Annotated in this window: 9 protein-coding genes; 4 read left to right on the plus strand and 5 right to left on the minus strand. The window is 61.1% G+C overall.

Translation table 11 applies throughout. The annotated features are described in order from the left end of the window. Genes AC3WR3_RS12285 through argC form a run of 4 tightly spaced genes read right to left on the minus strand, consistent with a single transcriptional unit; the run spans position 1 to position 4,038 of the window. The gene (locus tag AC3WR3_RS12285) at positions 1-1,236 is read right to left on the minus strand and encodes an argininosuccinate synthase (protein WP_202047235.1); all 1,236 of its coding nucleotides are present in this window, start codon (positions 1,234-1,236) and stop codon (positions 1-3) included. Between the two features lie 54 nt (positions 1,237-1,290). Beyond that, a complete protein-coding gene (locus AC3WR3_RS12290; protein WP_265435158.1) occupies positions 1,291-2,202 on the minus strand; it encodes an ornithine carbamoyltransferase in 912 nt (303 codons plus the stop codon). A gap of 25 nt (positions 2,203-2,227) precedes the next feature. Continuing rightward, positions 2,228-3,007, minus strand: a complete 780-nt coding sequence (argB, locus tag AC3WR3_RS12295) for an acetylglutamate kinase (RefSeq protein WP_005324857.1) — start codon at positions 3,005-3,007, stop codon at positions 2,228-2,230. 23 nt (positions 3,008-3,030) lie between these two features. After that, positions 3,031-4,038 carry an N-acetyl-gamma-glutamyl-phosphate reductase gene (gene argC / locus AC3WR3_RS12300; protein WP_139433967.1) on the minus strand — a complete coding sequence of 336 codons (1,008 nt, stop codon included), beginning with the start codon at positions 4,036-4,038 and terminating at the stop codon, positions 3,031-3,033. A 261-nt stretch (positions 4,039-4,299) separates the two neighbouring features. Between argC and argE the strand changes: the two genes are divergently transcribed. From argE to AC3WR3_RS12315, 3 genes are all read left to right on the plus strand, one after another. Then, positions 4,300-5,445, plus strand: coding sequence for an acetylornithine deacetylase (gene argE, locus AC3WR3_RS12305; RefSeq protein ID WP_139433966.1), 1,146 nt, complete (start codon positions 4,300-4,302; stop codon positions 5,443-5,445). A 214-nt stretch (positions 5,446-5,659) separates the two neighbouring features. Beyond that, positions 5,660-8,293 carry a phosphoenolpyruvate carboxylase gene (ppc, locus tag AC3WR3_RS12310; RefSeq protein WP_492291984.1) on the plus strand — a complete coding sequence of 878 codons (2,634 nt, stop codon included), beginning with the start codon at positions 5,660-5,662 and terminating at the stop codon, positions 8,291-8,293. A 736-nt stretch (positions 8,294-9,029) separates the two neighbouring features. Next, positions 9,030-9,608 (plus strand): hypothetical protein, encoded by a 579-nt coding sequence (locus AC3WR3_RS12315; protein ID WP_492291985.1) that lies wholly within the window; start codon positions 9,030-9,032, stop codon positions 9,606-9,608. A gap of 384 nt (positions 9,609-9,992) precedes the next feature. Here AC3WR3_RS12315 and AC3WR3_RS12320 read toward each other — a convergent pair whose 3' ends face one another. Next, entirely contained in the window at positions 9,993-11,474 is a 1,482-nt protein-coding gene (locus AC3WR3_RS12320; protein WP_492291986.1) for a sensor domain-containing diguanylate cyclase, read from the minus strand. Between the two features lie 181 nt (positions 11,475-11,655). Here AC3WR3_RS12320 and ybaK point away from each other — a divergent pair, with 181 nt between their 5' ends. Next, the gene (ybaK, locus tag AC3WR3_RS12325) at positions 11,656-12,117 is read left to right on the plus strand and encodes a Cys-tRNA(Pro) deacylase (RefSeq protein WP_492291987.1); all 462 of its coding nucleotides are present in this window, start codon (positions 11,656-11,658) and stop codon (positions 12,115-12,117) included. Positions 12,118-12,141: the final 24 nt, after the last annotated feature.

Here is a 12,141-nt window from a genome sequence, read left to right on the forward strand (position 1 = left end):
TTAGCCGTGGGTGTGGTCACCGCCGATGGCCTGATGCTGCTCCTTCATGGCGCGGATCCGGCTGGCCAGGGTGTAGAGACGGATGAAGCCTTCGGCATGGCTCTGGTCGTACACTTCGTCGGCGCCGAAGGTGGCGAAGTCTTCGGAGTAGAGGCTGTTCGGCGACTTCTTCTGCACCGCAGTGACCTGACCCTTGTACATCTTCAGCACCACTTCACCATCGAGATCCTCGGCGATGGCGTTGGCGGAGGCGACAATGGCCTTGCACAGCGGGGTGAACCAGCGACCGTCATACACCAGGTGGGAGAACTCGGCACCCAGCTTCTCGCGCCAGGCGCGGGTGGGGCGATCCAAGACTAGCTCTTCCACGGCCCGCAGCGCAGCGACCATCACGGTACCACCCGGGGTCTCGTAGCAGCCACGGGACTTCATGCCCACCATGCGGTTCTCTGTGATGTCGATACGGCCCACGCCGTGCTTGCCGGCACGCTCGTTCAGGGTCATCAGGATCTGGTGCGGGGTCAGCGGCTGATCGTCAACGGCGACCACTTCGCCCTGGGCCACGGTCAGCTTGACGTATTCCGGCTCGTTCGGCGCCTGCTCGGCGGAGACAGTCCACTGCCAGACCGCTTCGGACGGCTCGTTCCAGGTGCTCTCCAGCTCGCCACCCTCGGTGGAGATGTGCCAGGCGTTGGCATCGCGGCTGTAGATCTTCTTCAGGGTCGCCTTGCAGGGGATGTTGCGGGCTTCCAGATAGGCCAGCAGATCTTCACGGGAGCGCATGTCCCACAGACGCCAGGGGGCGATGACCTTCAGCTGGGGGGCCAGGGCGGCCACGGCGCCTTCGAAGCGCACCTGATCGTTGCCCTTGCCGGTACAGCCGTGGGAGATGGCGTCGGCCCCTTCCGCCAGGGCCGCTTCCACCATCGCCTTGGCGATGATGGGACGGGCCATGGAGGTGCCCAGCAGGTAGGTGCCTTCGTAGACGGCGCCTGTCTTCAGGGTCGGATAGACGTACTCTTTGACGAACTCTTCCCGCAGATCCTTGACGATGCACTTGGTGGCGCCGGAGGCGAGGGCTTTTTGCTCGATCCCTTCCAGATCGTCACGCTCCTGGCCCACGTCGGCGACGAAGGCGATGATCTCCGCATCGTAGTTCTCTTTGAGCCAGGGAATGATGGCCGAGGTATCCAGTCCGCCCGAGTAAGCCAGTACGATCTTGTTGATTCCGCTCATTTACTTCTCTCCGTGATGATTCGATAAGGTTGTGATTCAGGGTCGGTCGCCGGCTTATTTATGACCCAACAGCGTCAGCAGCACGGCATTCTGGATATGCATCCGGTTTTCTGCCTCATCCATGATGAGGGAGGCTGGTCCGTCCATGACCTCCGAGGTGATCTCCAGTTCCCGATGCGCCGGCTGACAATGCAGCACGTGGGCGATGCCGGTGCGATCGAGCAGGGCCTGGTTGATCTGATAAGGCATGAAGATATCTTTTACCTGCTCCATTGGTGTGTTGTCACCCATGGAAACCCAGGTGTCGGTATAAACCACGTCGAAGCCTTCGATGGCGCCCACGTCATCGCTGATGTTGATGTGTGCGCCGGATTGCGCCGCCAGCGCCTGGGCCTGCAGGAAGATCTGGGTATCCGGGCCGTGGCCCTTGGGGCAGACCAGGGTCACGTCTGTGCCGAGGGTCGCCCCCAGCAGCAGCAGGGAGTGGCTGACGTTGTTGCCATCGCCGAGATACGCCAGCTTCACCTTGGAGAGATCGCTGTAGTGCTCGCTGATGGTCATGAAGTCCGCCAGCCCCTGGCAGGGGTGGTAGAGGTTGCACAGGCTGTTCACCACGGGCACAGAACCATGCTCCGCCAGCTCGACCAGGGTCTGGTGATCGAACACCCGCGCGACTATGGCGTCACACCAGCGCGACAGGTTGGCGGCGAAATCCTTCACCGACTCCCGCTTGCCGAGCGCGCCGTTCTGCTGATCCAGGTAGACGCTGTGACCGCCCAGCCGGGCGATGCCGATGTCGAAGGTGACCCGGGTGCGCAGGGAGGGCTTCTCGAACAGGGTGACCACGCTCTTGCCTGCCAGCGCCTGGCCGTACTTCTTGGGGTCCGCCTTGACCGATTTGCCCAGGGCGATCAGCGCCTCTATCTGGGCCTTGCTCAAGTCGCTGTCTTTCAGAAGATGTTGCATCGGATGTTCCTTTTTCCGGCCAGGGTTAGAGGGTGACTTGGGTGCCGACGGCGCCGCCCGCCAGCAGCTTGAGCAGTTGGTCCGGGTAGCGCCAGCTGGCGACACAGACCGGCTTGCCCAGGGTCTCGGCGGCATGCAGGGCGGCCTTCACCTTCACCGCCATGCCATCGCGAATCACGCCCTTCTCCATCAGGTCCAGCGCGCTCTGTTTGTCCAGCTGCGGCACCAGCTTGCCCTTGCCATCCAGGATGCCGCTCACGTCGGAGAGCATCACCAGGTCGGCGCCCAGCGCCTCGGCAATCGCCGTGGCCGCCTGATCCGCGTTGACGTTCATCAGCTGACCGTCGGCGGTGATGCCGATGGAGCTCACCACCGGCAGGAAGCCCTGTCCCAGGATGCCGGCCACCAGCGCCGGGTTGCCCGGCTGGCAGTCACCGACGGCGCCGAGATCCGGATCGAGCTGGGTCACCTGGCACAGGCCGCCGTCGGCGAGGCAGAGCCCCACGGCAGGGATGCCGGTGGCGATGGCCTTGGCCATCATCATCTTGTTCGCGGTGCCCGCCAGGGCCCCGGCGATGAAGGGGATCTGCTCGAACGGGGTGACCCGCAGGCCGTTCTTCTTGGTGGAGGTCATCCCCAGCCCCTTGAGCAGGTCATCCACCAGGCAGCCACCACCGTGCACCAGCACCAGGGGACGGTGCTGATCGTCCAGGAAGGTTTTCAGGGTGGCGAACAGGGCGGTCAGGGCCTCGTCGTTCTCGATCAGGGCGCCGCCCAACTTGATTACCAGCGTCTGCTTGTCCATCTTCTCGATCCTTCCTTAAAGCGTTAAATCAGGCCGGTGGCCGGTTCAAAACCAAACTTGATATTTATGCACTGCATCGCCTGGGAGGCGGCGCCCTTGAGCAGGTTGTCGATGGCGGACACCACCACCAGCATGTTGCCCTGCTGCTGCCAGGCGAGGTCGCAGTAAGGGGTATTGGCCACGCCACGGATGGAGGGCATCTGGCCGGTGAGGCGCACCAGGGGCTTGCCTTCATAGGCCTTGAGATAGGCTTGATCCACCTGGGTCTGCGTCACCCCGTCCGCCAGTTGCACATAGATGGTGGCCAGTATGCCCCGCACATAGTTGCCAAGGTGGGGCTGGAACAGCACCCCCTTGCCGAGGTGGTGGCTGATCTCCGGCTGGTGTCTGTGATTGAAGGTGCCATAGGGGCTCAGGCTCACTTCGCAGAAACTGGTGTTGATGGCGGCCTTGCGACCGGCCCCGGAGACACCGGACACCGCGTTGATGATGGGCTGCCACCCCTCGGCAATCAGACCGGCCTGCTGCAGCGGCTTGAGGGCGCAGAGGGACGCGGTCGGGTAGCAGCCGGGTACCGCAATCAGCTGGGCGGCGGCAATGGCATCGGCATTCCACTCCGCCAGACCGTAGACGGCCTGGTCCAGCCACTGCTCACTCTCGTGGGTGAAGCCGTAGAAGGAGGCGTAGAACCCCTGATCCTTGACCCGGAAGGCGCCGGAGAGATCGAACACCGGCAGCCCCTTGGCCAGGAACTTGGGGGCAAGCTCGGCGCTCACCTCGTGGGCGGTGGCCAGCAGCACCAGATCGGCCTGGGTCAGGATCCGGGTCATGCCGTCCTCGTCCAGCGGCAGCAGCGGCTGATCCAGCTCACCGACCCACTGGGGATGCAGGGAAGAGAAACGCTTGTGGGCGTCCTGGCTGCCGGCGGAGACATAGAGGCCGAACAGCTTGAGCTCTGGATGGTTCTGGACCAGTGCGGCCAGTTCGGCCCCCGCGTAGCCACTGGCACCGACGATAACGGTATTGAGCATGTTTGAGTATTCCAAGTCTGGGTTCGAAATTCACAGCGTGGTGCTGCGGTGCAAGGGGTCGGCTATCGCCCCTTAGATGCAACGAGTGCGGAGGGGCAATTCAGGCGGATATGCGTCGTCGGTTACAGATCAGGTGACAGAACATTAACTTTCCCTTACAACTAGAAGCCTTGTTGATGAGCACTCGAACAGAATATTCATGCACTCACTTTGCATTTGTATTTTCTAACAGAAACACTCCGGGGACGCAAGGAGGAGCTGATGGCCAATCTGGATTTTTTTTCACTTTATAAGAATATTATTGCGATTCCCTCAATCAGCAGCACGGATCCCCGCTGGGATCAGAGCAATGAGGCGGTGATCCGGCTGCTGGCCGACTGGTTCGGCCAGCTCGGCTTCCAGTGCGAGGTGACGGCGCTGCCCGACCTGCCGGGCAAGTTCAACCTGGTGGCCACCTATGGCCAGGGGGAAGGGGGCCTGCTGCTGGCGGGTCACACAGATACTGTGCCCTTTGACGAAGGGGGCTGGAGCAAGGATCCCTTCAAGGTGACCGAGGAGGGCAACCGCCTGTACGGGCTCGGCACCATCGACATGAAGGGCTTCTTCGCCTTTATCGTGGAGGCGCTGAAAGATATCGATCTCACCACCCTCAGCAAGCCGCTGCGCATCCTGGCCACCGCCGACGAGGAGACCACCATGGCGGGGGCCCGTGCCATCGCCGCGGCCGCCGAGATCAAACCCGACTATGCGGTGATCGGTGAACCCACCGGTCTGGTGCCCGTGGTGGCCCACAAGGGTCACATGTCGGAGGCCATTCGCATCACAGGCAAGAGCGGCCACAGCTCGGATCCCGCCAACGGCGTCAACGCCATGGAGATCATGCACCAAGCCATGGGCCAGGTGCTCAAGCTGCAGCGGGATCTCAAGGATCGCTACGCCGACCACAGATTCGCGGTGCCACAGCCCACCCTGAATCTGGGCTACATCCAGGGGGGTGACAGCCCGAACCGCATCTGCGGCTGCTGCGAGCTGCACATCGACATGCGCCCCACCCCCCAGGTGGGCCCCGACGAGCTGATGGGCATGCTCAAAGAAGCCCTCTCCCCCATCGAGATCCATCAGCCGGGCTGCCTGCACCTGCAGCACCTGCACGAGCCCATTCCGGCCTATGCCTGCGAGGATGACTCGGATCTGGTACGCGAGGCCGAGAAGGCGAGCGGCCGGGCCGCGCAATCAGTGAACTATTGCACCGAGGCCCCCTTTATTCAGCAGCTTGGCTGCGAGACCATAGTGATGGGCCCGGGCCATATCACCCAGGCCCATCAGCCGGACGAGTATCTGGATCTGTCGTTCGTCAAACCGACCACGGCGGTGCTGCAGCACCTGATCCGACGTTTCTGCGTCTAGCTCGACGGGAATGTAAGTAAGTTACATGACATGCCGGGACGGGACAGGTGAGGGAAATACATGTTCTGAATCGGCTTGTTATTTGACCTTGCGCAGACAATCTGGGTAGATTGTCCCCCTAAGATGACGGAGCATATGTTGTAATCGCACAACAATAAGTGAGGTCGCCTCCCGCCTGGAAGGTCAGGGGGCACCAACAAAATAAGGATGTGGAATGAACGAAAAGTACGCCGCACTACGGGCCAACGTAGGCATGTTGGGCCAGCTGCTGGGCAAGTCCATCAAGGATCATCAGGGGCAGGCCTTCCTCGACAAGATTGAGACCATTCGTCAACTGGCCAAGTCTTCCCGCAAGGGGAACGAGGCAGACAGAGAGCGCCTGCTCGAGACCCTGCGCACCCTCTCCGATGACGAGCTGCTGCCGGTGGCCCGCGCCTTCAGCCAGTTCCTCAACCTTGCGAACGTGGCGGAGCAGTTCCACACCATCTCCCGCCGCTGCGAAGAGCAGGTCTGCACCCCGGATCCCCTGGAGCAGATGTTCGCCAAGCTCAAGGCGTCCAACCTCTCCCAGGAAGCCATCATCCAGGCGGTGCGCGAGCTGGACATCGATCTGGTGCTGACCGCCCACCCCACAGAGGTGACCCGTCGTACCCTGATCCACAAGCATGTCCAGCTCAACGACTGTCTGGAAGCGCTGGAACTCTCCGATCTGCTGCCCCGCGAGCGGGACAAGATCCTCAATCGCATCGAACAGCTGGTCAATCAGGCCTGGCACACCAACGAGATCCGCGAGCAGCGTCCGACCCCGGTGGACGAGGCCAAGTGGGGCTTCGCCGTGGTGGAAAACAGCCTGTGGCCGGCCATTCCCGAATTCATGCGCAACCTGGACGAGCGTCTGCAACACCACCTAGGTGTGCGACTGCCCCTGGATGCCGCGCCGGTCAAGTTCACCTCCTGGATGGGCGGTGACCGCGACGGCAACCCCTTCGTCACCGCCAAGGTGACCGCCGAGGTGCTGGAGCTGGGCCGCTGGATGGCGGTCAACCTCTTCTACAAGGACATCAAGGAGCTCACCTCCGAGCTCTCCATGTCCGATTGCACCGACGCCGTGCGCGCCCGGGTCGGTGACAACCCCGAGCCCTACCGCGCCCTGGTGCGCGAGTTGCGCGAGCAGCTGCGCGAGACCCAGGAGTTCCTCACCGCCAAGGTGCAGGGTCAGGCGAGCGAGAGCCGCGATCTCATCAAGAGCACCGCCCAGCTGCGCGAGCCGCTGGAGCTCTGCTACCACTCCCTGCACGCCTGCGGCATGGGCAACATCGCCGACGGCATGCTGCTGGACGTGCTGCGCAAGCTGGCCTGCTTCGGCATCCATCTGGTCAAGCTGGATATCCGCCAGGACGGTGAGCGTCATGGTCAGGTCTTCTCCGAGCTGACCCGCTACCTCGGCATGGGGGACTACGCCGAGTGGAGCGAGGACGACAAGCAGGCCTTCCTGCTCAACGAGCTGAACTCCCGCCGCCCGCTGATCCCCACCGACTGGGCACCGAGCGACGAGACCCGCGAGACCATAGACACCTGCCGGGTGATCGCCGGTCACGACCCGGATGCGTTCGGCATCTACATTATCTCCATGGCCGGTGCCCCTTCAGACGTCCTGGCGGTGCAGCTGTTGCTCAAGGAAGCTGGCTGCAAGTTCCGCATGCCAGTGGCGCCGCTGTTCGAGACCCAGGAAGATCTGATGGCGGGCACCGCCGTGATGGATCGCCTGCTGTCGGTGGACTGGTATCGTGGCTACATCCAGGGTCGCCAGTACGTGATGATCGGCTACTCGGATTCCGCCAAGGACGCGGGCATGATGGCCGCCGGCTGGGCCCAGTACGCCGCCATGGAGTCCCTGGTGGGGCTGGCTGAAGCCAACAACATCCGCCTCACCCTGTTCCATGGCCGTGGCGGCACCGTGGGTCGCGGCGGCGCCCCCGCCCATCAGGCGATCCTGTCCCAACCGCCGGGATCCCTGCGCGGTGGTCTGCGGGTCACCGAACAGGGGGAGATGATCCGCTTCAAGTTCGGTCTGCCCAAGGTCGCCATCCACAGCCTGAACCTCTACACCAGCGCCGTGCTGGAGGGGAACCTGCTGCCGCCGCCCAAGCCCAAGGAGTGCTGGCGCGCCGTGATGGAGCAGCTGGCCACCGTCTCCTGCGATCACTACCGCAGCATAGTGCGCGGCCACCCGGACTTCGTGCCCTACTTCCGCGCCGCCACCCCGGAGATGGAGCTCGGCAAGCTGCCGCTGGGCTCCCGTCCCGCCAAGCGCAAGCCCAACGGCGGTGTCGAGAGCCTGCGCGCCATCCCCTGGATCTTCGCCTGGACCCAGAACCGGCTGATGCTGCCGGCCTGGCTCGGTGCCCACAAGGGGCTGCAGCAGGCCATCGCCGACGGCCAGAAGAGCGTGCTGGACGAGATGAGCCGCCAGTGGCCCTTCTTCCGCACCCGTCTCGAGATGCTGGAGATGGTGTTCCTGAAAGCCGACCTCTGGCTGGCGGAGTACTACGACACCCGTCTGGTGCCGCAAGAGCTGTGGGCCCTCGGCAAGCAGCTGCGTCAGGAGCTTGCCGATTCCATCCAGGTGGTGCTGGAGCTGCGCCCGCAGGGAGATCTGCTGGACGACCAGCCCTGGATCAAGGAGTCCATCAAGCTGCGCAACCCCTACACAGACCCGCTCAACGTGCTGCAGGTCGAGCTGCTTGGCCGCTCGCGCAAGAACCCTGAGACCCTGCACCCCGAGCTGGATCAGGCGCTGATGGTCACCATCGCCGGTATTGCCGCAGGCATGCGCAACACGGGTTGATGGCCGGGCTATCCCGCTGACAACAAAGGGCGCCTCGGCGCCCTTTGTTGTTTTTGCTGCCGGTAGCGCCATGTCGTCGTAGGGTCGATTAACCGTCAGGCGTAATCGACAGCTCCGTGATAGGGGGATGATGGCACTACTTCGCCGAGTGGTATGCGAGGCCCTTGGCCTCGAAGAGATTTCGCCCGCCGCTCCGCCCGACTTCGTCGGGTTCTTTTCGCTCACCCGCTTGTCCAGCGGCACAGGCCGACGGGCCATCCCAGCCCCCGTGCCGCTCTACTCCCTGTCTCGCGACCTGGACCAGTGGCTCGTCTCGGCGAATAAGAGAGGGATCGATACCCTGCCCACCTCGACATCTACCCAGGTTACAAACTTCCGATGCCAGAAGCCTTTTAAATTACCGCCTCAGTAGTTTCAATATGGATATCTTACTGAAACCACCTACAGGAAAACTCGCATATGGTAATTGCACATACTGATAATTATTAACATAACCAGAACTGAATAATACTTAAAAAAGTATTGAGACGTTCCTATAGCAGATGACTCTGTACAAAAACTTAACGATTGAGCAACCAATAGGTTCTAATCTTCTTTTTGTGATGTAAATTGAAAACCAAAAAACACAGGTCTCATTTTAATTGCGTAAGATCAAGTGCGCATTTATTGTGAGCAGGTACGATAACAGTACCAAATAAAAATACTGAACGATGAGATAACCACTGGGATAAATATTATGAAAAAAATCATACTGACAGCCTTGCTCTCCGTATGTGTCGGTAATGCAATTGCTGATGAAAATAGTGACGTTGCCTCAGCTGCCGCAGGTGTTCAACAAGCAAGCACTGCTTCCAACTCAAACTGGGACCCGACACAAAATGTGTATTTCAACAAGGCAGATATAAGATATGTAAAACTTATCAACAAGATAGGAACCATCCCCCTCAAAGTGCGTTTGGATGATGTGGCTGATCCTGACACCATAACCTTTGCAATGGGTGATGAGTTCGTCTTCGACTGGGATAATGGACAAGCCCGGTTCGAATATACTGGAGCTGGCATTCAGATGCTGGATCTGAATGACGGGGGGAAATCGGATGATTTATTCCCTGATGAGTCAAACGGCAATGACTTTTTGAAGTATGAGTATGGAGGGGAAAGGCAGGCCATAGTCGTCGACATGACTTCCGGTTCAGTCTCGACTGTTAACGATACCGATGGTATTAGCGGCCATAAAAACTCCAGGCTAAGAGGGTATTACGACCCAGCCGTAACAGGCCAAGACACGATATTTATCTATCTTGAGCCTATGTAGTAAATAATAACATGGAGCATGTGGCCACTTGGCTGTGGCTACATATTTATGGCTATTTAAATTAAAGTAATAAATACCTGCCGTAACCCTGCCACTTAGGCTCTATTACGCTTCGCTAATCGAACCTAAGGTGCATCCCCGCTGCAGGAGCAGACTATTTGGCCTTGATCAGACTAGAGGAAGTCTGATGACTACCGCCATCAATCTACTGAATGAGATCAAGATCCCTCTTAAGCTCTGCCCCTACGGTGCGAGGCCTACGGCGATTTCGGCAAGCATGTCGCAACTCGATCCAAGATGCTAAACACGGGTTGATGGCCGGGCTATCCAGCTGACATAAAAGGGCGCCTATATGGCGCCCTTTTATGTCAGCTGGCAACCAGCCTAGGCAATCCGGTTTCGTCCCCGGCGCTTGGCCTCGTAGAGGCGCTGATCCACGCACAGCAGCCAGTCATCCATGCAGCGGTAGCTCATCTGATAGGGGGTGAGGCCCAGGCTGATGGTGACGGTGATCGTCTGGTGTTGATACTGGAAGCTGTGCTGCTCGACCAGTTGCCGGATGCGCTCCATGATGGCGCGAGCCTCCTCCTGGGTGGTGCCGCGCAGCAGCATGATGAACTCCTCCCCGCCGAACCTCGCCACCAGATCCTGGCTGCGCACCGACTGCATCAGCAGACGGGCCAGCTCCTCGAGCACCGCATCCCCGGCAAGGTGGCCATGTTCATCGTTGATCTGCTTGAAGAAGTCGATATCGATCAGGACCAGGCAGCAGGCTTCCCCCTCGGCCGGATGGCGCTGGATGTGATCGAGCAGCACATTGGCCTGGGTGAAGAAGCTGCTGCGGTTGGGCAGCTTGGTGAGAAAGTCGTGCTCGGCGTTGAAGCGCAGCACCCGCTCCATCCGGCTGCGCTCGTCCTCCAGATTGCGGGCGTGGATCAGGGTGCCCAGGGCCGTGGTGAGCGGTTCGAGCTGGGTCACCAGGGTTTCGTCGAAGCCACAGGGACGGTTCGCCAGGGCTATCATGCCGATGGCTTCCCCCTTGTGGCGGATGGGGATGCCGAGAAAACTGTCCAGACGGGGATGCCCCCGGGGGGAGACGCCGCGGCTCGCCGGATGACTCGGCAGATCGTTGCAGCACACCAGGGCATTGTGGGTAACCACGTGACCGAACAGGTTGTCGAGCTTGCTGAAGATGAGGCCGCCCCGGTTCTGGCGTTGCTGCTCGTACCAGGCATGGGTCGCCTCGTCCCAGGAGACGTTCGAGATGGAGGGGATGTAGAGGCTGGGCCGCCCCTCCTCGTACTGGACGATGCCGATGAAGCCATAGGTGCTCTGGCTGACGCTCAGCAGCCGCTCGAACACGGTGTCACAGGCGGAGCCGAGATTGCGATCGAGCAGAAAGCTCTGGTGGGCGGCCACGACGATGTCGAACAGCTGGCTCTGTTGCTCGACCCGTTGCTTGGCCAGCACCTCTGAGGTGATGTCGTGGGCCAGCTTGATCACCCCGAGCAGGGCCCCCGCCTCGTCGGTGACGGGCATGTAGGTGGCGTGGATCCAGAGGGTACCGCCATCGCGCATGATGCGGCGAAATTCCCCCGAGTGGATCTCGCCCTTCAGCACGTCCTGCCAGAAGCGTCCGTAGTCGGCGTGCAGCTCCGGCGGCAACAGCAGCAGATGGGACTCGCCGACCAGCGCATCGGCGGCATAACCGAACATGCGACAGAACAGCGGATTGACCGACACCATGCGGCCATCCAGATCGAACTCGACCATGCCGTAGGTACGGTCGAGGGCGGTCAGCCGGGCCAGGGCCTCATAACGATCGAACGTGTCGATATCGCGAGAGCGGATTGCTGGGGTATTCATGGCTACGATTCCTTTCGATCGCCATCGCATCGCGGTGGAATGCGGGAACAAGAGCTCAGATCATAGGATCCGGCATCCGGTTGCGCGAACAGAGGCCCCCATGGGGGGGGAAGGCTGACACTTGCCATGCCCGTCGCCCGGGCGCAGACTGTCTGGCCTTGTTCCGGCCCGAGGAGACCCCATGACACCCGCCATCAACCTGCTGAAGAAACTCAAGATCCCCCACAAGCTCTACCCCTACGAGTGCGAGGCCCACGACGATTTCGGCAAGCATGCCGCGACCCAGCTGGGCCTGCCCCAGGCTCAGGTGTTCAAGACTCTGCTGGCCCACCACGACAAGCAGGCGGTAGTCGCCATAGTCCCCTCCTCCGGCATGTGCAGCCTCAAGCGACTCGCCAAGGCCACCGGGCTCAAGAAGGTGGAGATGATGAAGCCGGCCGACGCCGAGAAGCTGACTGGTTACAAGGTGGGGGGCATCAGCCCGCTGGCCCAGAAGAAGCTGCTGCCGACCGTGCTGGACGACTCCGCCATGGCCTTTGACGAGATACTGGTGAGTGGCGGCAAGCGCGGCCTCTCGGTCGGGGTAGCCCCGGAAGACATGGTGCGCCTGATGAACTGGATTGCCGCCCCCATAGGCGAGTGATGCTGCGCAAGCGATGTAGATGAC

It is taken from the genome of Aeromonas sp. EU05-FHT14A05, from assembly GCF_058791175.1.